The sequence below is a fragment of the Bounagaea algeriensis genome, assembly GCF_054491375.1.
The window spans coordinates 2,137,286-2,159,604 of sequence record NZ_CM137102.1; the positions used below are offsets into that span (position 1 = coordinate 2,137,286).

At 71.9% G+C, this 22,319-nt stretch carries 22 protein-coding genes and 1 riboswitch; of the genes, 6 read left to right on the plus strand and 16 right to left on the minus strand.

What is annotated here, in order from left to right:
• Positions 1 to 70: 70 nt before the first annotated feature.
• The 8 genes from ACVGV2_RS09650 to ACVGV2_RS09685 all read right to left on the minus strand — a co-directional run bounded on the left by ACVGV2_RS09650 (position 71) and on the right by ACVGV2_RS09685 (position 8,175).
• Positions 71 to 709, minus strand: a complete 639-nt coding sequence (locus ACVGV2_RS09650) for an HD domain-containing protein (RefSeq protein WP_459165712.1) — start codon at positions 707 to 709, stop codon at positions 71 to 73.
• A 354-nt stretch (positions 710 to 1,063) separates the two neighbouring features.
• Positions 1,064 to 2,221: an alpha-hydroxy-acid oxidizing protein gene (locus tag ACVGV2_RS09655; protein WP_459165713.1), complete on the minus strand. Its 1,158-nt coding sequence runs from the start codon at positions 2,219 to 2,221 to the stop codon at positions 1,064 to 1,066.
• Positions 2,222 to 2,393: 172 nt separating this feature from the next.
• Positions 2,394 to 2,999: an STAS domain-containing protein gene (locus ACVGV2_RS09660; RefSeq protein WP_459165714.1), complete on the minus strand. Its 606-nt coding sequence runs from the start codon at positions 2,997 to 2,999 to the stop codon at positions 2,394 to 2,396.
• A gap of 784 nt (positions 3,000 to 3,783) precedes the next feature.
• Positions 3,784 to 4,584, minus strand: coding sequence for an ABC transporter ATP-binding protein (locus ACVGV2_RS09665; protein WP_459165715.1), 801 nt, complete (start codon positions 4,582 to 4,584; stop codon positions 3,784 to 3,786).
• Complete coding sequence (locus ACVGV2_RS09670) at positions 4,581 to 5,627, minus strand: FecCD family ABC transporter permease (RefSeq protein ID WP_459165716.1); 1,047 nt, start codon at positions 5,625 to 5,627, stop codon at positions 4,581 to 4,583. Before ACVGV2_RS09670 ends, ACVGV2_RS09665 begins: the two co-directional genes overlap by 4 nt.
• Entirely contained in the window at positions 5,624 to 6,652 is a 1,029-nt protein-coding gene (locus ACVGV2_RS09675; RefSeq protein ID WP_459165940.1) for an ABC transporter substrate-binding protein, read from the minus strand. Before ACVGV2_RS09675 ends, ACVGV2_RS09670 begins: the two co-directional genes overlap by 4 nt.
• A 67-nt stretch (positions 6,653 to 6,719) precedes the next feature.
• Positions 6,720 to 6,903, minus strand: a riboswitch (cobalamin riboswitch).
• 100 nt (positions 6,904 to 7,003) lie between these two features.
• Positions 7,004 to 7,240 carry a hypothetical protein gene (locus tag ACVGV2_RS09680; protein WP_459165717.1) on the minus strand — a complete coding sequence of 79 codons (237 nt, stop codon included), beginning with the start codon at positions 7,238 to 7,240 and terminating at the stop codon, positions 7,004 to 7,006.
• Complete coding sequence (locus ACVGV2_RS09685) at positions 7,237 to 8,175, minus strand: Nal1-like putative serine protease (RefSeq protein ID WP_459165718.1); 939 nt, start codon at positions 8,173 to 8,175, stop codon at positions 7,237 to 7,239. Before ACVGV2_RS09685 ends, ACVGV2_RS09680 begins: the two co-directional genes overlap by 4 nt.
• Positions 8,176 to 8,294: 119 nt before the next feature.
• Here ACVGV2_RS09685 and ACVGV2_RS09690 point away from each other — a divergent pair, with 119 nt between their 5' ends.
• Positions 8,295 to 9,518: a hypothetical protein gene (locus ACVGV2_RS09690; RefSeq protein WP_459165719.1), complete on the plus strand. Its 1,224-nt coding sequence runs from the start codon at positions 8,295 to 8,297 to the stop codon at positions 9,516 to 9,518.
• Positions 9,519 to 9,858: 340 nt separating this feature from the next.
• Here the strand turns inward: ACVGV2_RS09690 and ACVGV2_RS09695 are convergent, their stop codons facing one another.
• From ACVGV2_RS09695 to ACVGV2_RS09710, 4 genes are all read right to left on the minus strand, one after another.
• Positions 9,859 to 10,044, minus strand: coding sequence for a hypothetical protein (locus tag ACVGV2_RS09695; RefSeq protein ID WP_459165720.1), 186 nt, complete (start codon positions 10,042 to 10,044; stop codon positions 9,859 to 9,861).
• A 472-nt stretch (positions 10,045 to 10,516) separates the two neighbouring features.
• Positions 10,517 to 11,503 (minus strand): malate dehydrogenase, encoded by a 987-nt coding sequence (locus tag ACVGV2_RS09700; RefSeq protein WP_459165721.1) that lies wholly within the window; start codon positions 11,501 to 11,503, stop codon positions 10,517 to 10,519.
• 149 nt (positions 11,504 to 11,652) lie between these two features.
• Complete coding sequence (locus ACVGV2_RS09705) at positions 11,653 to 12,378, minus strand: arylsulfotransferase family protein (protein WP_459165722.1); 726 nt, start codon at positions 12,376 to 12,378, stop codon at positions 11,653 to 11,655.
• A gap of 165 nt (positions 12,379 to 12,543) precedes the next feature.
• Entirely contained in the window at positions 12,544 to 12,969 is a 426-nt protein-coding gene (locus ACVGV2_RS09710; RefSeq protein WP_459165723.1) for a pyridoxamine 5'-phosphate oxidase family protein, read from the minus strand.
• A 383-nt stretch (positions 12,970 to 13,352) separates the two neighbouring features.
• Here ACVGV2_RS09710 and ACVGV2_RS09715 point away from each other — a divergent pair, with 383 nt between their 5' ends.
• Positions 13,353 to 13,640, plus strand: coding sequence for a GNAT family N-acetyltransferase (locus ACVGV2_RS09715; protein WP_459165724.1), 288 nt, complete (start codon positions 13,353 to 13,355; stop codon positions 13,638 to 13,640).
• Here the strand turns inward: ACVGV2_RS09715 and ACVGV2_RS09720 are convergent.
• Positions 13,612 to 14,910: an Nramp family divalent metal transporter gene (locus ACVGV2_RS09720; RefSeq protein WP_459165725.1), complete on the minus strand. Its 1,299-nt coding sequence runs from the start codon at positions 14,908 to 14,910 to the stop codon at positions 13,612 to 13,614. The genes ACVGV2_RS09715 and ACVGV2_RS09720 overlap by 29 nt on opposite strands.
• A gap of 79 nt (positions 14,911 to 14,989) precedes the next feature.
• Positions 14,990 to 16,225: an L-2-hydroxyglutarate oxidase gene (gene lhgO / locus ACVGV2_RS09725; RefSeq protein ID WP_459165726.1), complete on the minus strand. Its 1,236-nt coding sequence runs from the start codon at positions 16,223 to 16,225 to the stop codon at positions 14,990 to 14,992.
• Positions 16,226 to 16,301: 76 nt separating this feature from the next.
• Here lhgO and ACVGV2_RS09730 point away from each other — a divergent pair, with 76 nt between their 5' ends.
• The gene (locus tag ACVGV2_RS09730; protein ID WP_459165727.1) at positions 16,302 to 16,946 is read left to right on the plus strand and encodes a GntR family transcriptional regulator; all 645 of its coding nucleotides are present in this window, start codon (positions 16,302 to 16,304) and stop codon (positions 16,944 to 16,946) included.
• Between the two features lie 125 nt (positions 16,947 to 17,071).
• Positions 17,072 to 18,442, plus strand: a complete 1,371-nt coding sequence (locus ACVGV2_RS09735; RefSeq protein ID WP_459165728.1) for an MFS transporter — start codon at positions 17,072 to 17,074, stop codon at positions 18,440 to 18,442.
• A 24-nt stretch (positions 18,443 to 18,466) separates the two neighbouring features.
• Here the strand turns inward: ACVGV2_RS09735 and ACVGV2_RS09740 are convergent, their stop codons facing one another.
• Positions 18,467 to 19,480 (minus strand): DUF4185 domain-containing protein, encoded by a 1,014-nt coding sequence (locus ACVGV2_RS09740; protein ID WP_459165729.1) that lies wholly within the window; start codon positions 19,478 to 19,480, stop codon positions 18,467 to 18,469.
• Between the two features lie 119 nt (positions 19,481 to 19,599).
• On the opposite strand from ACVGV2_RS09740, the gene ACVGV2_RS09745 reads away from it, so the two are divergent.
• Positions 19,600 to 20,400: an SAM-dependent methyltransferase gene (locus tag ACVGV2_RS09745; RefSeq protein WP_459165730.1), complete on the plus strand. Its 801-nt coding sequence runs from the start codon at positions 19,600 to 19,602 to the stop codon at positions 20,398 to 20,400.
• A 2-nt stretch (positions 20,401 to 20,402) separates the two neighbouring features.
• On the opposite strand, the gene ACVGV2_RS09750 is transcribed toward ACVGV2_RS09745, so the two are convergent.
• Positions 20,403 to 21,323, minus strand: a complete 921-nt coding sequence (locus ACVGV2_RS09750; RefSeq protein ID WP_459165731.1) for a hypothetical protein — start codon at positions 21,321 to 21,323, stop codon at positions 20,403 to 20,405.
• A 286-nt stretch (positions 21,324 to 21,609) separates the two neighbouring features.
• On the opposite strand from ACVGV2_RS09750, the gene ACVGV2_RS09755 reads away from it, so the two are divergent.
• On the plus strand, positions 21,610 to 22,266 hold the full coding sequence (locus tag ACVGV2_RS09755) for an Nramp family divalent metal transporter (RefSeq protein ID WP_459165732.1): 657 nt from the start codon (positions 21,610 to 21,612) through the stop codon (positions 22,264 to 22,266).
• Positions 22,267 to 22,319 lie beyond the last annotated feature (53 nt).

The following is a 22,319-nucleotide window of genomic DNA, read 5'->3' on the forward strand; positions in this document are numbered from 1 at the left end:
CGGCCGTGACCCTCGGCGAGCACGCGCCGAAGGAACGACCGCGACAGCCACCGCCGACGGAGCAGCGCGTTCACTCCGGCCAGGGGGAGTTCTTGATGACCTCGACGAAGTCACCGCGGACGAACCCGGGCACGCAGTGGGCGAGCACGTCGGCCTTGACGTTGCCGAACGTCGTCTCGGGCCGGTCCTTGATGCCCTCGGTGAACGCCGCCAGGATCCGGTTCTTGAAATCCGGTCGGGGGTGCGCGGCGACCACGGCCGCGCGCTGCTCCGCGGTGACCGCGTCGTAGCCCACACCCAGCACGTCCAGTTCCACTCCCCGCGTGACCAGGGCGATCTCGGAGCTCATGTGCAGCGGGACCTCCGGCGTGGTGTGCAGGGCGATCGCCGTCCACACACGGTCGGCCTCCTCACCGGTGACACCGCGGGCCCGCAGGAACCGCCGCGCCTCGTCGGCACCGTCGATCTCGAAGCGCTGGTCGGTGCGGCGGAAACGCTCGGTCAGCCCCAGATCGTGGAACATCGCCCCCACGTACAGCAGCTCCGGGTCGAACCGGAACGCGTGTTCGTGCCCGCGCAACGACGCCCAGAGGAACACCCGCCGCGAATGGTCGAACAGCAGCGGCGAGGCCGCCTCGCGCACCAGCTCGGTCGCCTCCCGCGCCAGCGGGCTGTCCGGGATCCGCACGCCCGCGATCGACTCGCTCATGCTCCGCCTCTTTCCTCGTCTCGGCCGCTCCGGCTGTTCGCAGAACTCCGCCGGCGCGGCGCACTCACATGCCCAGGCGAGGTTAGCGGCCAGCCGCGAGTGCGGATCGACGTCGTCGCCCAGCGCGACCGCCCAGCGCGGCCGCCGACGCGGCCGAAGGCGTGTCGGCGTTCCTGGACAAGCGCCAGGACCAGTTCCCGATGCGGGTGAGTTCCGACTTCCCCGAACCCGTCCCGCAGCGGCCCGCCGCGTACTGAACCGGTGTGCTGAATCGGTCGTGCTGCCAGCCGGGCGACGCCCCGCCGGTGGGCCGGTCCGCCGGGCGGGGCCGCGCCGCGTCGGGGACGGCCCCGTCTACTCGACGCGGCGCAGCCCCGCCCGGCGCAGCGCCGCCAGATCGGGATAGCCGTCGATGGCCATGAGCAGGTCCGCTTCGGCCAGCACGGACCGCAGCAGGTGCACCACCGCGTCGGTGCCGCCGAGGGCGAGCGCGTAGGCGTAGGGGCGGCCGAGCCCGACCGCGGAAGCACCCAGCGCGAGAGCTTTGACCGCGTCGGTGCCGCTGCGCACACCCGAGTCGAACAGCACCGGCAGGTCCCCCGCGGCGTCGACGACGTCCGGCAGCAGCGCCAGCGCGGGGATGCCGCCGTTGGCTTGGCGCCCGCCGTGGTTGGAGCAGTAGATGCCATCCACCCCGTGGTCGCGGGCGCGGCGCACGTCCTCGGGGTGCTGCAGCCCTTTGAGCACGATCGGCAGGTTCGTGTTGCGGCGGAGGAGGTCCACATCGGCCCAGCCGAGCGACTTGCCGAACACCGAGGCCCACGTGCCCACCACGGCACGCGGGTCGTCGACGTCTCCGCAGAGGCGTTCGAACACGGGATCGCTGGTGTAGTTGCTCAGGCAGTAGCCGCGCAGCTGGGGGAAGTTCGCGCGGTTGAGGTCCCGCGGGCGCCACCCGGTCACCCACGTGTCCACAGTGACCACCAATGCCTGGTACCCGGCGTGTTCGGCGCGGTGGACGAGGTTGAGCATCAACTCCTCGTCCTTCGGCGGGTACAGCTGAAACCATCCGGGCGTGCTCTCGAGGGCGGCGGACACGTCCTCCAGCGGATCCTGGGTGAGGGTGGAGGCGGCGAGCGGCACGCCGGCGCGGGCGCAGGCCCGCGCGGTGGCCAGGTCGCCGTGGAAGTCCTGCGAGCACAACCCGAGCACTCCGATCGGGGCGAGGAACAGCGGGTGCGGCAGGGTGTGGCCGAACAGCGTCACCGACAGGTCGCGTTCGTAGGCGCCGTTGAGCATGCGCGGCACGAGACCCCACCGGTGGAACTCGGAGGCGTTGCGCTGTTGCGTGTTCTCGTCGCCGGCGCCGCCGGCGACGTAGGAGTGCACCCACCACGGCAGGACTTCGGCGGCCTTGCGTTCGAGGCTGGCCACGTCCACCGGGTAGGCGGGCATCTGCCCGGACAGGCCGCCGAGGTAGATCTCGTGTTGGAAGTCGCCGTACTGGGCCATGGCACGCCTCCTGCACCACAAACGGCATCGCGGGTGATCGCCGGCGAGCCTAGCCTCCCGGTGGCGTGGTGGCGAGTACCCGCCGCACCGCGAGCAGTGTCGGGATTGCGGCGCTGCAGCCTGCGCAGTTGCAGCCGAGGAGGGACTCACCGCCGGATCGGCGTGCAGCGGTTCACGGATGGTGCCCGCGAGCGGCGGGGAGGTGCGGCCGGGTCGTGCCGTGGCCGCGCCGGGAGCTCAGCGCCGCTTCGAGGCTGTCGGCGTAGTCGAACTGCTCGACGAGTTCGAGGGCCGACAGCACCCGGTCGACAGGACGGCTGTTGGTCACCAGCACCAACGGCAGGTTGCGCATGAATGCGCGATGGGCAGCTTCGGTCAGGACGACAACACCGGCCGTGGACAGCAACGCCACCCGGGACAGGTCCAGCACCACTGCGCCGACCGCCGACGACAGGGCGGTGCGGACCGACTCGGCGAACTGGCCGGCCTCGGTCGCATCGATCTCACCTGCTGCCTGCAGCGCCACCATCCCGCCCGGGTGGTGATGCATCCGCAGCTGCAGTACCGGTGCGTCGTGCTCCCACCCCGAGCGCGGGGTCGGTGGCGAAACGGTGCGGCCCGTGGATTCAGACATGCAACAACTCCCCGACGGACAGCGGAAAAGGCTCGTGCGCCCCGGGAAACCGGTCTGATCGGCCGGCGCCGTTCCCGGGCCCGTGCCTTCAACAGTACGCGAGAAAACCCCCTCGCCAGGCAAAATGACTTTCGCCTTGGTCACAGCACGAAGCGTGTTCACCCCAGGGCGATGACGCCCCGCGAGAGCTGAACAAGGCCCCGGTGCGTGCACGCGAGGCCCAGGTGAGCCGCCCGATGGGGGCGGAGCGCTCCCGCTCGTGCTGGGCTGCGGCAAAGCCGGAACCCCGGCCTCGCCGCAGGCAGTCGGTTCCGCCGTGCTCGCCGCAGCTGCCGCCGCGCGTCGAGTGCGGAGCGAGTTCTCGTTGTCGACGAACAAGGCGAAAACCTCTCCAGCGTCCTCGTCCTCCTCGTCGGTGCCAGCACGCTTCCGATCGACCGCCGTGGCGACGAAAGCAATAAAAAGGACCGCGAAAACCGGAAAAACCTCAATCAACACGGCCATTTTTGATCATTTCCTCAACACGTCGGACCCACCGCTGGCTGTTGGCCCCGCGGAATTCTCGCCCGAAGTTTCACCGTGAGTCTGCCAAAAAATTTTCGTGCTGGCCATGCGCGACGCCCGTCGGTGGCCCGCGGCGACGAGCGCGGTCAGCACGGGCCGGAGACAACATCCCCCGCGCGGGCGGGAACTCGCAGAAATCCTGGCAAAACGCCGCCAGCATCCCGAACGCACCGCGGTGACCGGAATTGCGCACACGCTATAAGCCTCGTCGTGGGCGGCGGGAACCGGCAGGTGCTGCGACGTGCCGCCACCCGCGCCGACATCGTCGCGCTCAGCGGCCCGGGCCGCACCCTGCCGGGCGGCCCGCCGCGCTGGCCGGGACCGTCGCCGCGGCCTGCGGGACCAACGTTGCCGAACAGTGCGGTCAGCCGGTCCGGGTGGTGCGCGCGGCGCGGCGCGCGGGCACGAACCGCACGTGCGGATATCCCTCGGGTTCGGGCGTGACCACCGCGGGCACGCCCCACACCTCGGCGATGCGTTCGGCGGTGAGCACCGCGTGCGGATCGCCGGCGGCGACGACCCGGCCCTGGTCGAGCACGACGATGTGGTCGCAGTACATCGCGGCGACGTTGAGGTCGTGCAGCGCCACCACGGTCGTCGTCGGCAGCTCCGCGAACAGGTTCAGCAGCTCGAACTGGTGCTGAACGTCCAAGTGGTTCGTCGGTTCGTCCAGCAGCAGCTCGTGCGGCTGCTGCGCCAGCGCGCGGGCGATCTGCACGCGCTGCCGCTCCCCGCCGGAGAGGGTTTGCCACCGCCGGTCGGCCTTGTCGGCCAGTCCGGTGTGCTGCAACGCGGTCCGCACCGCGGCCTCGTCGCCGGGCGAGGCGGGATGCCACGGCCGCCGGTGCGGGATGCGGCCCAGCCGCACCACGTCGGCCACGGAAAGCGGTACCTGCGTGTCGCTGTGCTGCTCGACCACCGCCACCCGTCGCGCCACGGCGCGGCGGCCGAGCTCGTCGAGCGCGCGACCGTCCAATGTGACCACACCCGCCGTCGGGGTGAGCACCCCGGCCAGCAGCCGCAGCAGCGTCGACTTGCCGGAGCCGTTCGGGCCGAGCACGCCGACCGTCGAGCCGGCCTGCGGTGCGAGGCTGACCCCGTCGAGGACGAGCGTGCCGCCGAGCGTGCGGGTCACGCGGTCGGCGGCCAGTCCTGCACCGGTCATCGCACCTCCCGGGCACGGTAGAGGATGAGCACGAACGCGGGCACCCCGATCAGTGCGGTCATCACGCCCACCGGGATCTCCTGCGGCGCCAGCAGCGTGCGGCCGAGCGTGTCCACCCACACCAGAAACACCGCCCCGGCCAGCGCCGTCACCGGCAGCAGCCGCGTGTGGTTCGGTCCCGCCGCGGCGCGCGCGGCGTGCGGCAGCACCAGGCCGACGAACCCGACCGCGCCGACGGCGCTGACGACCACCGCGGTCAGCAGCGCCGTGGTGCACAGCAGCACCAACCGCGTGCGCCCCACCGCCACCCCGAGGGTGGCCGCGGCGTCCTCGCCGAAGGCGAACGCGTCCAGCGGGCGGGCGTGCCCGCCGCAGATCGCCAGCGCCGCGGCCAGCGCCGCGGCGCAGGTGCCCACTTCGGTCCACTCGGCGTTGCCGAGCGAGCCGAGCAGCCAGAACATCACTCCGCGCGTGGTTTGCGCATCGGCCGAGGTGAGCACGATGAACGAGGTCACCGCCGAGAACAGTTGCATCGCCGCCACTCCGGACAGCACCACCCGGTCGGTGGTGCCGCCGAGCAGGTGCGACAGCACCAGCACGAACGCGAACGAACCGACGGCACCGGCGAACGCGCCGGCCGACATCGACACCACGCCGCCGCCGAGGCCGAGCACGAGCACCAGCACCGCTCCGGTCGACGCGCCGGAGGACACGCCCAGCACGAACGGGTCGGCCAGCGGGTTGCGCAGCAGCGACTGCATGATCGCCCCGCAGGTGGCCAGGCCCGCGCCGCACACGGCGGCCAGCAGCGTGCGCGGCAGGCGCAGGTTCCACACGATGGCCTCGCGGATCTGCGACAGCGACGACTCGCCGAGTCCGAGCCGGGCGGCGAGGGTGGAGTACACGTCGCCGACGCGGAGGTCGGCCGGGCCGATGGTGATGGCCACGGCCACCGACCCCGCCAGCACGGCCAACCCCGCCGCCAGCAGCAGTGGCAGCCACGTGCGCCGGGCCGCACGCGTCGGTGTCGCGGTGGCGCTCACCGGCCCGCTCCGGTGCCCCGCAGGTGGGTGGCGACCTTCTCCACCCCGGCCGCGGTGCGGATCGACGGGTTCATCGCCTGCCCGCTCAGCTGCACGTACCGGTGGTGTTTGACCGCGTCCATGGTGGCCGTGGCCGGGTTCGACTCGAGGAAGGCGATCTTGGCCCGCGCCGTCTCGGCCGTTTCCGAGCGGCGCGACAAGTCGCCGAGCACGAGCACGTCCGGGTTGCGCGCGGCCACGGTTTCCCAGTTGATCTGCGGCCACTCGGCGTGCGTGTCGGCGAAGGCGTTGTCCGCGCCCACCTGCTCGGTGATGATGCCGGGCGCGCCGCAGCAGCCCGCCAGGTACGGCGACTCGGAGTTGGCGAACCAGAACGCCAGCGACGTGTCGGAGGCGTCGAGCCCGCGGGTGGCGCGGTCCATCCGCCCTTGCAGGTCGGCGACGAGTTGTTCGCCGCGTTGGGGCACGTCAAACAGTTCCGCCAGTTCGCGGACCTCGCGGTAGATGGTGTGCATCGACAGCGGGTGCTGCCGCCGTCCGTCGCCGGAGCCGCTGTTGTCCTTGGCGCAGTCGGCCGGGGAGAGGTAGCTCGGCACGCCGAGGTCGGCGAGCTGCTCCCGCGTGGTCACTCCGCCGGGTCCCAGCGTGGACACGAACGAGGCGGCGACGAAGTCGGGGTCGGCTGCCAGCACCGACTCGAACGACGGCATGTCCTCGGCCAGGCGCGGCACCGACGCGTTCGCCTCGGCCAGGTGCGGCGGCAGCGGGTCGGTCCACATGGACGTGCCGACGATGCGCTCGCCCAGGCCGAGCGCCAGCAGGATCTCCGTGGTGCCCTGGTTCAGCGACACGACCCGCTGCGGCGGGCGGTCCAGTTCGGTGCGCGTGCCGCAGTTGTCGACCGCGCGGGGATAGCCCGGTGCCGGCGGCTGCTGCGGTGGCGCACCGGTGCCGCAGCCGGCCAGCAGCACGAGCACGGCCAGCACGGACAGCGGCAGGACGGGACGGTGCAGAGCAGCGGGCAGGCGCACGAACGCTCCTCGGTGTCGACGGGCCGGTCCGCGGGCCCACGGTCCATGACAACGCCTCGGCCGCACGGGCCGAGTGCCAGCAGGTCTTCGGACTCGGGGTCTTGCGGGCGGGACGCCTTCCCGAAGCAGCGCTCCAGTGGCCCGTGTTCCGCCCGTCGCCCACACCGCTGCGCGTCAGTTCCGGAGTCGCACCGGATTCCCTGACTCGTGTCGTGCACGAGTTCGACTGGCCGCGGCCAACGTAGCACCCGCTTTTCGCGGCACCGCCAGGCAGGGCGGAAAACCGCAGTGCACCGGCTTGTCCGGGCAGGCGCCCGGCGGTGCGGGAGCAGCGGTGCCGGCGGTCTACTCGGGCCGGATCGTTCCCACGACCTGGCAGCGCACCGCGACCTCGCTTTCCCGCCCGTCAGGGTCGGTCACCGTGACCGCGTCGGGAATGCCGTGCACCTGCTGCGCCAGACGCACCACGACCACGTAGCCCCGCTCCTGCCGGGCGAGACCGACACCGACGACACCGGGGACGGTGGCCAAGCGTTCGCTGAGATCGCGCTTGGCCCGCCTTGCCTGCTCCAGACCGCTCACGCCGCGCCGATCCAGGTGGCGCCGAGTTCGTTCAGCGCGGTGGTCAACAGGTTGCCGTAGGTCAGTCCCGTGCCGTCCGGACCGCCCTGGCTGCTGCCCGCGAACAGCAGCCCCACGGGGCGTCGCTCGCCGCGGGTCCAGATCACCGAGCCGGAGTCGCCTCCGGAGCTGAACTCGCCGGCCTGCCCGGAGATCTCGATCTGGTCGTCGAAGACCATCTGCCCTTCCGGGAAGGAAATGCGCAGACCGTCCACTTCGAAGGCCGTGATGGTGCCCGTGGTGTGCCCGGTGGTGCGCCCCACCTTCTCGACGGTGTCCTCGGCGGGGGCCTCGGCGAGCGGTTCCCCCAGCTTCCCGCCCGGGTAGGCGGTGGCGTCGAACTGCACGTCGTCCACGATCCGCGCGGCGGCGACGTCGACGAGGTTGGGCCGGTCGGTGACCAGATCGACCTTGGCGGCCAGGGTGGCGACGCGGTCGTCCGGATCCCGCCCGCCGTCGGCGGGGCCGGGTTGCAGCACGGTGTCGCCGACGGCGCCCTGGTCGCTGTTGGCGAGCACGTGGTTGTTCGACAGCAGGTGCGGTTCTGCCCGCACCGTCACGAACCCGCCGAGCGTGCCCGCCGTGACGTCGGTGTGGGCCACTGAACATCCCGGAACCAGCGGTCGGCGGCGTTGCTGCAACTCCCCGGCTGCCTGCTGCGGCACGACCCGCCCCACCTCGCGGACGTCGATCTCCTCGTGCGCCTCCTCCGAAACCCGCGCCAGCACCTCGCTGACGGAGGCCGCCTCGGGGGTCCGCACGGCCAACAGGTACGCGTCCTCGGTCCGTTTGACCACCCCGAGTCCCATCCAGGGCGCCATCTCCGGACGCAGCCCCAGATCAGGCAGGCGACGGGCGAGACTGCGCTTGAGCTCCCGACACGAATCGATGTGCACGGTCCACCTCCAGGCGGCGATCCGTTCCGGCGACCTGCCACCGATTCGACCACAGCCGAACGCGTCGGGGACACGGCCGGCGGAGGGACGGTGCGAGCACGTTGCTAGCGTCATCCACCGTGAGCGAAGCCGAGGCCGACGCGAGCAGCGACGGCGGGTGCAAGTTCCCCGGGTGCGACCGGCCCGTGGCCGCCGCCTCCGGACCCGGCCGCCCTCCGGAGTACTGCGACCTTCCGGACCACACCCGTTGGCGCGCGTGGAAAGAACGGCAGCGCCGCGCGGGCGAGCCCAACAGCAGCGGGGGAGAGGCGGCCCCCTCCGACCGGGAAGCCACCCGGCTGCGCACCGCCGAGCTGCTGCGCCAGTACCGCAGCCTGTCCGAGCAGCTCACCCGCACGCTCTCCGGCGCGCTGGAACACTTCGACAACCTCACCGACCCCAGCACCGCCGAAGCCCAGGTGCGCGCCGCCCACGCCGACGCGGCGCAGCGCACCGCCCAGGCCGAGCAGGAACTGGCGACCGCGCTGCACCGGGCGCAGCAGGCCGAGGCGGCCCAGCAGCAAGCCGAGACCGACCGCGACGCGGCACGGGCCGACGCCGAAACCGCGCGGCAGCAGTCGCAGCAGGCCCAGGCCGAGCAACAGCGCGCCGAGCAACGCGCCGAGCAGAGCGAAACCCGCGCGGCCGAGCAGATCGACGCCGCCCGCAACGAAGCCGACGTGGCCATCGACGCCGCCCGACGTGAGGCCGACCAGCGCGCCGCCGACGCCGAATCCGCCGCCGAGCAGGCCCGCACCGAGGCGCGCGAGGCCACCGAGGCCGCCCAGCAGCAGGCCCGCGACGACGTCGCCGCCGCCGAAGCCGACCGCGACGCCGCTCACGAGCGGGCCGTGCGGGCCGAACAGGCCCGCGACACCGTCGAGCAGCAGCACGGCGAGCTGCGCGGCGAACGCGATACCGCCCGGCAGCAACTGCGCGAGCAGCAGGCCGAAACCGACCGGCTGCGCCGCGAGCACGACGAGGCGCTGCACCGCGAACGGCAGCAGACCCAGCACCTCGTGCAGGCCGAACGCGAGGCCGCCGAGCAACGTGTGGCCGCCGTCGAAGCTGCCCGGCAGGAAACACTGGCGCGCGCGCAGCGCGCCGAGAGCCAACTGGACCAGGCCCAGGCCGACCTGCGGCGCTGGCAGACCGCCGCGGCCGAAACCGCAGGTGGCGCTGAGACCGGTGGCCGCGGGCAGGACCGCGGACAGGTCACGGCCGCCTCGTCCGCCGGTGCGGAAGACGACACCGGCGCGAGCTCCGGCAGCAGCCACACGTCCGCCGACGACACCGCCGGCTGAACACCGCCGCGTGTTCGCCGTCGCACTGCGCAGCGCTGGTCGATGTCGCGCTGAGCAGCGCCGGCTTTCCGGTGCCGCTGCTGGAGCTGGTCGTGCCGGTCGTGTTCAGCACCCGGTGCGCGACCGGTGCTGCCCGCACGGCGGGTCACAGCACAGTGGACTGATCGTCGTCCACGGCGATCAGAGCCCACCACTGGTCAGCACAACACGCAAGCACCGGGCGCTCCACGCACCACAGTGGACCCGTGGTGTGCGGAAACCCCGGAGAAACAACGACGCCGGCGGCCCCGGAAAAACCGGGACCACCGGCGCCGCTGGCCGCGTTCACCACGCGACGTGGTCACATGTCCTCGTCCTCGTCGACGAGGACCTCGCCGCCGCCCACAGCGTCCAACTGGCGGTGAGCGCAGGCGAGCGCCTGCGAACGGGACCCGTTGACGTGCGCGGTGTGCTGACCTTCACCATCGGTGATGATCCAGCCGCGCAGCAGTCCCGGGCTGACACGTCGACGTTGCGTGATCGTCATGAGGAGCCCTCCTCCCTCGTGTCCAACGGGCGGAGCCACCGCCCGACACGAACCACGCAGGGAGAGGTCTGCACGCACGGCCGCGCTCGACGCGCACCGGCACCGCGCGAGGCACTCCATGCCCCGCGGCGACAGCCAACACGCGGACGCAGCACCGACGCGGCATGACAGCCGCGCGTCCACAACAGACCACTAGGTCGTGACCAGGAGCACCTGAACCGGCTCCACCCGACTGTCACGAACGGTCACAACCGCCACCTCGATCAGCGATCGGTTCCCCGTGGCTCGCACCACTGAGCATACACGCGTTCGACGCACGCGTCCACGTGCAGCACGCGCACGAGAGGCGATGAACGGCACCAGCGCCGCCGGGAGCGGTCCCGGACGAGCAACGGGGCGGCCGACGTCCGCGCTCGCGGACACCGACCGCCCCGCGGTTACGACGGCAGTCACACGTGCTGCGGCACCGGCCTCACACCAGCCCCAGCCGGCGCACCGTGTCGCGCTCCTCGACGAGCTCGTTGACCGAGGCGTCGATCCGCTCGCGCGAAAACTCGTTAACCTCCAAGCCCTGCACGATCTCGAACTCGCCGGCACGCGCCCGCACCGGGAACGAGGAGATCAAGCCTTCCGGCACGCCGTAGGAACCGTCCGAGACGACCGCCGCCGACGTCCAGTCGCCCTCCGCGGTGCCGTTGACCCACGTGTGCACGTGGTCGATCGCCGCGTTCGCCGCCGACGCCGCCGACGACGCGCCGCGGGCCTCGATGATCGCCGCGCCGCGCTGCGAGACCGTGGGGATGAACTCCTCCGCCAGCCACGCCTGATCCACCTGCTCGGCCACCGGCTTGCCGCGTGCCTCCGCGTGGAACACGTCCGGGTACTGCGTGGCCGAGTGGTTGCCCCAGATGAACAGGCGGCGGATGTCGGTCACCGACACGTCCAGCTTCTTGGCCAACTGGGTCAGCGCCCGGTTGTGGTCCAACCGCGTCATCGCCGTGAACCGGTCGGCCGGGATGTCCGGCGCGTGCGCCTGCGCGATCAGCGCGTTCGTGTTCGCCGGGTTGCCCACCGCGAGCACCCGCACGTCCGCAGCCGCGCCGGCGTTGAGCGCCTCGCCCTGCGGGCCGAAGATGCCGCCGTTGGCCTCGAGCAGATCGCCCCGTTCCATGCCCTTGCCGCGCGGGCGCGCCCCCACCAGCAGCGCGACGTTGGTGCCGTCGAAGGCCTGCCGCGCGTCATCGGTGATGTCGATGCCGCTCAGCAGCGGGAACGCGCAGTCGTCCAGCTCCATGGCCGTGCCCTCGGCGGCCTTGACCGCCTGCGGGATCTCCAGCAGCTTCAGCCGCACCGGCGTGTCCGGGCCGATGAGCTGACCGGAGGCGATGCGGAACAACAGCGCGTAGCCGATCTGACCGGCAGCACCGGTGACGGTGACGGTAACGGGCGTTGGGGTCATCAGCGTTGATCTCCTGCTAGCCGGGTGGATTACCTGGCTGGATGCTATCCGGCCAGCGCAGCCAGCCAATGCACCCCGCCGCGGATCACAGGCCGAGCCTTCGAGAGGTGCGCCACAGCCGCCGTCGCCGCGCCCGTGGAAAACCACGATCACCTGCCGCCGGAATCGGTCAAGCACCTCGGATCACCAGGCCACCTGTCGGTGCAAGCTCCTGCCTTCGGGTGTCGGGGTCTCGAGCCTGCCTTGGATTTCGGAGCACCGACGGGATCGAGCGTGTTCACGCGGTCACCGGCCACGATCTGCCAGTCTGTGACTTCGGTGGCACCGTTCCAGCTCGCGAACACGGTCATCGCGCGCGCTCCGTCGCGCGAGCCGCGACGGCGGGCGCCTCCAACGGTCGTCCGGTCCACGGGTGCCGAACGACGCGGTGGGAGTTGTTCGTCAGGTACAGGTCGAACGCCTGACTGCCGTCCTCGCGGAACTCCGTGGCCTGCGGGACGTTGGATCCACATCACCTCACCGGTGCGACGGTCCAGTTTGTACGTCCACGTGCGCCGGGCCGAGGTGAGCAGGTTGCCGTCCCGGTCGAGGCCGACGGAGTTGCCGTGGATCCAGTCGTACGGACGGCCGTCCGTCGGGACCGGTACTTGGTAATCGCGGATGTCGAGATGGTCCAGCGCGTGCCGCTCGAACAACTTGGCTCCGGTGGCGATGTCGACTTCCTGGACCACGTAGTCGTACACCGTCGTGTTCGGACGGCCGCCGACGTCGCTGAGGTCCATGACCACTGGCGCATAGATCCCGACGAGCGCGGTGTCCTGCGGTGTGGTCCTCAGCTCGTGGAGATCGGTCCGGTAACCGTCCGCAGCGTGCATCTCGGCGACCTTTCGGTGCGGCGTGCTCGACGAGCTCGGGTCGATGCAGCTGGTCGCGGCGCGGTGCTGGCTGCCGCTCAACGGCGGTGGCCTCGACGAGATGTTTGCGGCCGGCCCGGCGCAGCGCGGCGGCGATGCGGGTTTTCGACGACTTCGCCGCCGCGGCTACACGGCTCCCAAATCGGCGGACACCCAGCGCTCCGGTTGCATGCAGATGACGACGTGCTCGCCGAGATGGGTCCGTTCGTACTCGACGAAGTCGGCGACCGCCTCCTCCGGCAGGTACCGCGCGGCCATCTCCCGCGCTTGCTCGCGGCTGTCGTGGACCGTCCTGCTCACCGGGCCCTCCACCGACACGTAGCGCACCGTCGGCGCGGTCCGTTCCACCAGCAGGCTGAACCGCCCCGCAGCCCGAATCGCCCGCGCCTTGCGGGAATCCGCTCCGGTGCGCACCCACAGCTGCCCGCCCGGGGTGTAGTGGTACCAGATGGGCACCGTCAGCGGTCCGCGCTCGGCTCGTTCGACCACGGACAGCGCGCCGATGTGCGGCTCGGCCAGGAATTGCTCTCGTTCCGGTTTTGAAAGTGCCATGCGGCCGACCGTAGCGGCGGGCACCGACAACGGCTCGGCGTGTGAACCTGCAAAGCTGCACGAGATTCTCGACCAGGGGCCTTGGCGAGTGGCGATCCCGCAGCACTGCCGGCGCTGTGGCCCGTGGACGGGAAGGCGCCTCAGCCCGCTTCGTCCGCACGCCTGCGCTTCGGCGACATCGCGGAAGACGGCGTCGACTCGTTGTTGCTCGGTTGCGGTGAGGCAGATATCCGCCAATTCCCGCTCCGGGGCGGGAACCTCGCGCGTGTCGTTCGGTGAGACGGCCGGACTGCCGGGGCGTTGTCGCTCCCGGCGGAGGTGCCTACTTCTGCGCCCCCGTCCAGTCGACCAGGACTGTCAGGGCCCATCAGCACGGTTCGGGCATGACCGCCCAGTTCTTCTTCCGCCGGCCGATTGCTGCCGACCTGAGCGAGGTGCTCCGGGTGCACGGCGACCCGCGAACCAACGTCCACAACCCGGCCGGACCCGACGACGAGGCGGCCAGCCGCACACGACTCGCCGAGTGGATGCAGCACTGGCAGCGCCACGGCTTCGGGTACGAAGTGATCGGGGACGCCGCCGGCGCGGTGCTCGGGTTCGCGGGAGTGCGCCAGCCGACGACGAAACCGGTGCCGTGCGCATCTACACCACGTAGCCGGCGATCTCGTTGACGGCGAGCACGGCGAACAGCACCAGGCACAGCCCCAGCACCGCGTTGGACAGCCACCGCGAGCGGTGCGCGGCGGGCATGAGCCGGGAGTTGAGCAGCACCAGCAGCGTTCCGGACAGGAACGGCATGAACAGCGAGCCGAGCACGCCGTAGATGATGGTCACCTGGAACGGCTTGTCCAAGAACAGCAGCGCCATCGGCGGAAACGTCAGCCACAGCAGGTACAGCCGGAACGGGCGGCTGTGCTCACCGGCCTGCTCCGCGTAGGAGTCGGCGGTCTCGGCGGGGGCTTGCCGGGGCATGCGCCAGGTGCGCCACCAGTCGGCGAACAGCAGGCTCACCCCGTTCCACACGCCGATGAGCGAGCTCATCGTCACGGCGAAGAAGCCCACGAGGAACGGCAGCCGCGCCCACTGCCCGTAGTCGGTGGCCAGCCGTTCGCCCAGCTGCAGCAGCCCTTCGTCGCCGTCGACGACGGGTTGTCCCAGCAGCAGTTCGGAGGCGATGATCAACATGGCGACGACGAAGACGCCCATCACCGTGTAGCCGAGGGCGTTGTCCAGCCGCATGAACGGCAGCCAGCGAGGCGAGCGCCAGCCCTTGGCCAGCGTCCAGTATCCGTAGGCGGCCATGGTGATCGTGCCGCCCACGCCGCCGATGAGGCCGAGGACGTAGGCCAGCGACCCGTCCGGCAGCGAAGGCACCAGCCCGCCGGCCAGCAGCGTCAGGTTCGGGGTCACGAGCACGGCGGTGCCGACGACGGTGACGAACATGACACCGACCAGCACGGTCATGACCCGTTCGAGCAGGGCGTAGCGGCCGAACCAGACGAGCCCGAGCCCGGCCAGTCCGCACAGCACCGCCCACGAGCGCACCGACAGCGCGGGGAACAGCGCGTTCAACGGCAGCGCGGAGGCCGACATGGCCGTGGCGCCGTAGACGAATCCCCAGATGACGATGTAGACGCCGAAGAAGCCGGTGGCCCACCGGCCGAGGGTGCGCCAGCCGGACAGCATGGTGCGGTTCGAAGCCAGGTGCCACCGGCCGACGGCCTCGCCGAGGGCGAGTTTGAACACGGTGCCCAGCACGACCGCCCACAGCAGCGTGTAGCCGTACTGCGAGCCGGCGACCATCGAGGCCACCAGGTCGCCGGCGCCGACGCCGGTGGCCGCGGCCACGATCCCCGGGCCGATCTGCTTGGCCTTGGCGCGCCACCCGATCGGCGGGTCGAGGGCCGCGGGCTGCGCTGCGGGCTGCTGCGGTGTGCTCATGGCAGTCCTCGATTCGTCGTTGAAGGAGAACGGAGCAGGAAACGGGGGATGGCGGGGCGTTGCCGGGCGGTGACGGTGGTCAATTGGCGCGCAGCGCGCGCGCCACGTCGGGCAGGTCGAGTTGTTCGCAGGCGTCGGCGGCGATGCGCCGGCCGATGGGCAGGCTGGCCGTGGCCGCCGGCGACGGGGCGTTGAGCACGTGCACCGCGCCGGGCGAGCGGTCGAGGACGAAGTCGTCGACGAGCCGCCCGTCGGGGGTGATCGCCTGCGCCCGCACGCCCGCGCCGTGCGGACGCAGGTCCTGCGTGGACAGTGCCGGTAGCAGCCGGCGGGCCTCGCGCGCGAACAGCGGCCGCAGCAGCGACCGGGCGGCCTCGGCCAGGCCGGAGCGCCAGTACCGGCGGGCCAGTCCGCGCAGCGCGGGGTCGCGCAACAGCTCGCCGACCAGGCACGGGTCGACGTCGCGCCAGCGGTAGCCCTGCCGCGCCAACGCGGGCACCGCGTTCGGCCCCACGTGCACCGCGCCGTCGAGCATCGGGGTGATGTGCACGCCGAGGAACGGCAGGTCCGGATCGGGCACGGGGTAGACCGGGTTGGTGATCAGCGCACGTCGCGGCGGAGCCAGGGCGGCGTATTCGCCGCGGAAGGGCATGATCCGCACCGACGGCTGCGCGCCGGCGGCCGCGGCGATGCGATCGCTGTGCAGCCCGGTGCAGTTGACCAGCACCCGCGCGCGCAGCTCGCCGCGGTCGGTGCGCACCACCGTGCGCCCGTGCGCGCGGGTGAGGCCGCGGGCCGTGGTGGCCGGGTGCAGTTCGGCGCCGCTGGCGGCGAGGTCGGCGGCCAGTGCGCGGCAGACCTGGCCGAAGTCGGTCATCGCCGTGTCGTCGACGGCCAGGGCGGCGATGCCGGCCACGTGCGGCTCGCGTGCGGCGATCTCGGCGCGGTCCAGCTGGCGCAGGTGCACGCCGTTGGCCCTGCCGCGGCGGGCGAGTTCGGCCATGCGCGGCAGTTCCGCGGGGCGGGTGGCGACGACGAGTTTGCCGGTGCGCTGCACGGGCACGTCGTGGTCGCGGCAGAAGCGGATCATCTCCTCGCCGCCGGCGCGGGCCAGGCGGGCCTTGAGGCTGCCCGGGGTGTAGTACAGCCCGCTGTGGATGACGTTGCTGTTGTGCCCGGACTGGTGCGCGCCCCAGTGGGTTTCCTTCTCCAGCACGGTGACCGACGTGGCCGGGTGGGCGCGGCGCAGCGCGCGGGCGGTGGCCAGGCCGAGGATGCCGCCGCCGAGGACTGCGACGTCGGTGTCGGTTGCCATGCCGGACCTCCCTCGCCATAGGGCGCAGCGAGTGTATACAGACGCTGCGTCCGGTTCAACCAGTATTCTCCCGGGCGTGATCCGTGCTGCCCACACCTCCAACAGCGCCGTGGCCATCGCCGAGCAGCTGCGCACCTCGATCCGCAGCGGGCAGCTGCTGCCCGGCACGCGGCTGATCCAGGAGCGCCTCGCCGCCGAATTGGAAGTCAGCCGCATCCCGCTGCGGGAGGCGCTGCACGCGCTGGCCGCCGAAGGGCTCATCGAGGTGCACCCGCGGGGCATGACCGTGGCCGAGCTCAGCGGCGAGGACATCGCCGAGCTGTTCGACCTGCGCCGGCAGCTCGAACCGAACCTGGCCTGCGACATCGTGCGCGGGTGCCGCGACCGCGACCGCGAGCAGCTGCAGCAGCTGGCCGATCAGATGCGCGCCCACGGCACCGATGCCGACGCGCGGGCGGCGTTGAACTACCGGTTCCACCGCCGCATTTACGAGCTGGCCGAGCAGCGGTTGACGCTGCGGTTCGTCGACCAGCTGCTGCACCTGGTCGAGCCCTACAGCCGCCGGTGGGTGCGCTCCGGGCACGACCTGCAGCGCATCGACGACGAGCACCAGCGCATGGTCGACGCCCTCGCGGCGCGGGACGCCGCGGCGCTGCGGCAGGTGATCAGCGCGCACATCGACGGTGCTCGCGCCCACGTGCTCGCCGCCCACCAGCAGTGACGCGGCCGGCCGGGGCGCTGCCGGCGAGTGTGGGCAAGCTTACCGCGATGACGGGTACGTTTCCCGGCTGGTTGGTCGATATAACTACTGGACCATGAGTGGCATCGAGGGGGAGGGGCGTAGTGGTGGCCCGGCCGCGGCCGTCGCAGCAGCGCGAGCAGGACCGTGCGCGTGCTCGTTCCTGGTTGATCTGGTTCGTCGGGGCGTTGATCTACCTGCTCGCCGTGTTCCACCGGACCTCGTTCGGGGTGGCGGGCCTGTACGCGGCGGAGCGCTTCGCGGTGGGTGCTGCGGCGCTGGCCGCGTTCACCGTGTTGCAGGTCGGCGTGTACGCGGCGATGCAGATCCCGACCGGGGTGCTCGTCGATCGCTTCGGTCCGCGCCGGGTGCTCACGGCAGCTCTGCTGCTGCTGGGGTTCGGCCAGGTGCTGCTGGCCCTGGCCCAGTCCTACCCGGTGGGGCTGTTCGCCCGCGGTGTGCTCGGCCTCGGTGATGCGCTGACGTTCGTGAGCGTGTTGCGGCTGATCGCCACGCACTTCTCCGGCAGGCAGTACCCGCTGATCGCCTCGTTGACCACGGCCATGGGTTACGTCGGCAACCTCGCCGCGACGTTTCCCCTCGCGATGGCGGTGGCGGGGCAGGGCTGGACGCCCACGTTCCTGGTGGTGGGGCTGGGCACGAGCGCTTTCGCCGCGGTCGCGGTGCTGTGCCTGCGGGACGCTCCGCACGGGGCGGCCGCGCGTGCGACGCGCCCCACCGCGGAGCGCCCCGCCGCGGAGCACGCTGGCGGTTCGCTCGCGCAGCAGGTGGCAGGTGCCTGGCGGGAACCGGGCACGCGGTTGGGTTTCTGGGTGCACTTCTCCACGATGTTCGCCCCGAACGTGCTCACCCTGCTGTGGGGCGTGCCGTTCCTGGTGCGCGGGCAGGGCTTCGAACCGGCCGCGGCCAGCGCCCTGCTGATGGTGTTCGTGTTCGGCTCCATGATCGGCGGTCCTGCGGTGGGCGGGTTGATCGCGCGCAGGGCGTCGCTGCGCATGCCGTTGACCGTTGCCTACCTGCTGGTGGCGCTGCTGGTGTGGGCGGTGCTGCTCAGCTGGCCCGGTTCGATCCCGCTGGCGGTGCTGATCCCGTGCTTCGCGCTGCTGTCGCTGGGCGGGCCGGTGTCCACGGTGGGATTCATGCTGGCCCGCGACTACAACCCGACGCACCGGGTCGGCACGTCGACCGGCGTCGTCAACGTCGGCGGGTTCGTGGCGACCACCATCGCCGCGCTCCTGGTCGGGGTGTTGGTGCAGGTCTCCGCCGGGCAGTACCGCGTGGCGCTGCTCGCCGTCGTCGCCGTGCTGATCGTCGGCGCCTACCGCGTGCTGGTGTGGTGGCGCCGGGCGCGCGGCGCGGTGTTCGCCGCCATCGCCTGCGGCGACGAGGTGCCGGTGCACATCCGCAGACGCGCCTGGGACCTGCCTGCCGCCGAGTCCGAGTGCTCAGCGCGGTAGGGCGGGGCGAGCGCGGCGCCGCCGTCACAGCAGTTCGGAGACGTCGGTGGCGAACTGCATCGCGTGGTAGGGCCAGTTGGTCGTGGTGTTCCACTGGCTGACGACCAGGTGCAGGTCCTCCAGCGTGGACCCGGGGACGACGTAGCCGCCGTAGAGCTGGGCCACCCGGCCGGTGCCGTGGTCCTCGCCGTCCCAGGCCGTGCCCGCCAGCACGGTCGCCCGCGGCGCTTCGTACAGGTTCGCGTTCGGCCGGTCCAGCAGCAGCGCGTCGATGCGGTAGCCGCCGGCGTCGAAGAACACCAGCAGCCAGTGGCGTTGCCCGTCCGGGCCGGGCACTCGTCGCAGGCACAGCTCGCCGTGCGCGCCGGGCAGCGTCAGCGTCGCCGCGTTTCCCCAGGCCCACCGGCCGTCGGCGAAACCCCACGGCTGCCACGCCCGCCCGTCGGTGAGCGCCTCGGCGGGAACGCGGTGCAGCAGCAGCCCGGCGTTGCGCTGGAACCCCGTGGTGTAGGCGTAGACGTAGCCGTCGTCGGCCAGTTCCCAGGTGAGCATCTGGAACAGCCCGCCGCAGGCCGAACCGGGCCATTCCACGCCGGCGCGGTGCCAGCTCTCCCCGTTGTCGCGCGAGACCAGCACGTCGGTGAACAGCACGTTGCCGAGGCCGCGGCAGGCCATGACGTGCAGGAACATCGTGTCGCCGAGCGTGATCACGTCGGTGGGCAGGATCGTGGAGCACCGCGGCCGACGCAGCAGCCCGGTCTTCGGGTAGTTGATGAGCTGGCCGGCGCGGACGGTGCGGCCCCCGCTGGAGCCGGTCCAGCGCAACCCGCCGAACGCGCTGCTCGGATCGGCGAACAGCACCACGGGGGAGCGCCACCCGGGGCCGCCCACGGTGGGCCGGGCGAACGTGTCGCCGAACACGGCCACCAACCGTCCGTCCGGCGCCGTGGTGAGCACGCCCAGATCCGTGCCGCCGACGCCGAACGCGTCGGTCAGTCCGGGACCGGTCAGATCCGCCACCTTCGTCGTGCGAGGCATGCCCCCCACTGTGCCGCATCCGTGCCACGCCCGTTGCCGCAGCGGCGGCGGTTCCCGCAGCATCACCGGTGCAGACCACGCCCAGCCGCCCGCTCGCCCAGCACAGAAAGGCACCGCCGGTGACCGACCCGTCGCAACTGCCCGAGGTGGACACCTCCACCCCGAACATCGCCCGGATGTACGACCACCTGCTGGGCGGGTCGGCGAACCTGCCCGTCGACCGCGAGGCGGTCGCGCAGCTGCTCGCCGCCTTCCCCGGCAACCAGGTGTGGGTGCAGATCAACCGCGCCTTCCTGCTGCGCGCCGTGCGCACGCTGTGCGCGTGCGGCATCGACCAGTTCCTCGACCTCGGATCCGGCATCCCCACCGCGGGCAACGTGCACGACGTCGCCGCGGCGGCCAACCCCGCCGCGCGGGTGGCCTATGTGGACATCGACCCGACCGCGGTGGCCCACGCGCGGCACCTGCTGCAGGACGCCACCCGCACCACCGTCACCCGGGCCGACCTGCGCGAGCCGCGGAGCGTGCTGAACGCCCCCGGCGTGGCCGGGCTGTTGGATTTCACCCGGCCCGTGGCGGTGCTGGTCGTGGCGGTGCTCGACATCGTCGACACCGACCCGGCCGGGCTGCTGGCCACCTACCGCGACGCGTGCCGCCCGGGCAGTGCCCTGGCCGTGTCGCACAGCGCCGACCTGGAGCTCACCGAGGCCGAACGCGACGGGGCCCAGGAGGTGTTCGCGCACACCAGCACGCCGCAACTGCACCTGCGCGACCGCGACGAGATCGCCGCGCTCTTCGCCGGCTACACCTTGCTCGACCCCGGCGTCGTGCCCAGCGCCGCCTGGCGGCCCGACGCTCCCGTCACCGACGCGCAGGCCCGCCGGTCCAACAGCTACGCCGCCGTCGGAGTGCTGGGCTGATCTCACTCGCCGCGGGCGGCGTGCCGGTCGAGCAGCACCAGCAGCGCGTCCAACGGCACGTCGTCCTGGCCGGTGTGGTCGAGGTAGCCGAGGATGCGTTGCGCGCTGTCGCTGAGCACTTCGCCGGTGTCGTCGGCGCAGCTGGCTTCCAACGTGCCCAGCGCCGCCTGGGCCTTCGCCTCGGACAGGGCGTTGGCCAGCACCTGCCGTTCGGAAGTGCCGGGGCGGCGGTCCTCGTCGACGAGGCGTTGCACGATCCGCCGGATGGTGGGGTGCTCGGAAATGCTCGCGCGGCGGCCCGCGTAGGCGGCGGCCATGCCGGAGCGGGACTGCGGTTCGCTCGAAGGTGCCGCGCCAGCGGGCCCGCCCCCGCTGTCCGTTGTGGGGCGCAGCAGCTCGTCGAGGGAGGTGAACGCCTCGGCGATGCGCGCGTCCTTCTCGGCACCGCGGGTGAGCGCGTCCTTGCGCGCGGTGTCCGCCTGCCGCCGGGCCTGTTCGCGTGCGCGCCGCCCCTGCCGGCCCAACTGCTGCCGGCGGCGGATGCCGCTGCGTTCCCGGTCGGCTCGGGTGATCTCCCACCACTGCTGGTAGTCCATCCCCTGCCGGGGCGGGTCCAGCCGCGAGCCGCGTTCCGAGTCGGCCTCGTCGGTGTGCCAGGGTCGTAGGCGGTCTTTGAGGAAGTGTTCGACGTCCTCGCCCGGCCCGCGCGGGCGCTGGTGCGTGCCGTCCGGGGTGGACTGCAGCGCGATCTTCACCGCCTGCGGGCTCCAGCCGGCGTCGTACCAGCGCTGCAGGTAGTCGAGCACGCTGCTGCGCCGCGGTTCGTTCCACTGCCACTCGCGGAAAAGCGCCTCGGTGGCACGCCGGCCCTGTTCGGCATCGGCGGGCACGACCTTGTCCGGCCACGGTGTTTCGCGGACCATCCCAGCACTCCCCGTCGGCGACTGCGCGTTGGACCTGGTGGGCTGATCACCCTACCGCGCGGGGGGTGTTCCGCGCTGCGGACGCCCGGTGCGGCCGATCGCCGCGATTTGCAAGCCGTTCTCGCGACCGTGCCGGGGCATCGCCGGACGCGGCGACGAAGGGTGATGCGTGCGGCGACGTTTCGCCGGTGCGCGGCGGATTCTGCTCACTGGAACGCGTGCTGACGTGACCTGGATCGCGCAGTAGCGTGCAGCGCGTCCGCGTCACGACCCGGAAGGCGGATCGATGAGCGACCGTCCCGCGCAGCCGGAGAGCACCCTGCCGACCAAACACCTGCCGGGCGTTTCCGCGCACGACTTGCCCGAGCCCGTGCGGCTGCGGCGCATCACCGGCGCGAGCGTCATCATCCTCGCAACCGCGCTCGGTTCCGGCGAATACGTGCTGTGGCCGTACATCACCTCGCAGGTCGGCTTCGTCTTCGAAGAAGGCCAGGCGCTGCAGCGAAACATCGCCCCGTGGTTCGGCGTGGCGTTCTGGCTCGCCGGGATGGTGGCTCTGCTGTCGACGAACCTGGGCATCATCGACTACACGGCGCGTCTCATCGCAGACCAGGTCAAGATCCACGCGCTGGCGCGCAACCGGTTCTGGAGCGAGAGCAAGCTCTACGTCGCGGTGGTGTGGCTGCTGATCGCTTCCGGCAGCGTGATCCTCCTGCTCGGCATCGAAGAACCGTTCCTGCTGGTGGTGATCTCCTCGTCGGTCGCCGGGGTGCAGATGTTCCTGTACTCGGCTCTGCTCGTGGTGCTCAACCGCACCGCTCTGCCGCGGCCGCTGCGCATCGGCTGGCCCCGCGTGGCGGTCCTGCTCGCGACGTTCGTGTTCTTCGGCATCCTCTCGGTGCTGACCGTGCTCGCGATCCTGCGCGGTGAATCCGTCGCGTAGCTCCGACTCGACCGCCCGAGCCGTCCGACCGCTGCTCGAAGTTCGCGCAGGCG

Coding starts and splice junctions, on each gene's coding strand:
- ACVGV2_RS09650 (WP_459165712.1), bottom strand. CDS start 709: ATGAGCGAGTCGATCGCGGGCGTGCGGATCCCGGACAGCCCGCTGGCG.
- ACVGV2_RS09655 (WP_459165713.1), bottom strand. CDS start 2,221: ATGGCCCAGTACGGCGACTTCCAACACGAGATCTACCTCGGCGGCCTG.
- ACVGV2_RS09665 (WP_459165715.1), bottom strand. CDS start 4,584: ATGACCGGTGCAGGACTGGCCGCCGACCGCGTGACCCGCACGCTCGGC.
- ACVGV2_RS09695 (WP_459165720.1), bottom strand. CDS start 10,044: ATGACGATCACGCAACGTCGACGTGTCAGCCCGGGACTGCTGCGCGGC.
- ACVGV2_RS09700 (WP_459165721.1), bottom strand. CDS start 11,503: ATGACCCCAACGCCCGTTACCGTCACCGTCACCGGTGCTGCCGGTCAG.
- ACVGV2_RS09705 (WP_459165722.1), bottom strand. CDS start 12,378: ATGCACGCTGCGGACGGTTACCGGACCGATCTCCACGAGCTGAGGACC.
- ACVGV2_RS09710 (WP_459165723.1), bottom strand. CDS start 12,969: ATGGCACTTTCAAAACCGGAACGAGAGCAATTCCTGGCCGAGCCGCAC.
- ACVGV2_RS09715 (WP_459165724.1), top strand. CDS start 13,353: ATGACCGCCCAGTTCTTCTTCCGCCGGCCGATTGCTGCCGACCTGAGC.
- ACVGV2_RS09720 (WP_459165725.1), bottom strand. CDS start 14,910: ATGAGCACACCGCAGCAGCCCGCAGCGCAGCCCGCGGCCCTCGACCCG.
- lhgO (WP_459165726.1), bottom strand. CDS start 16,225: ATGGCAACCGACACCGACGTCGCAGTCCTCGGCGGCGGCATCCTCGGC.
- ACVGV2_RS09740 (WP_459165729.1), bottom strand. CDS start 19,480: ATGCCTCGCACGACGAAGGTGGCGGATCTGACCGGTCCCGGACTGACC.
- ACVGV2_RS09750 (WP_459165731.1), bottom strand. CDS start 21,323: ATGGTCCGCGAAACACCGTGGCCGGACAAGGTCGTGCCCGCCGATGCC.
- ACVGV2_RS09755 (WP_459165732.1), top strand. CDS start 21,610: ATGAGCGACCGTCCCGCGCAGCCGGAGAGCACCCTGCCGACCAAACAC.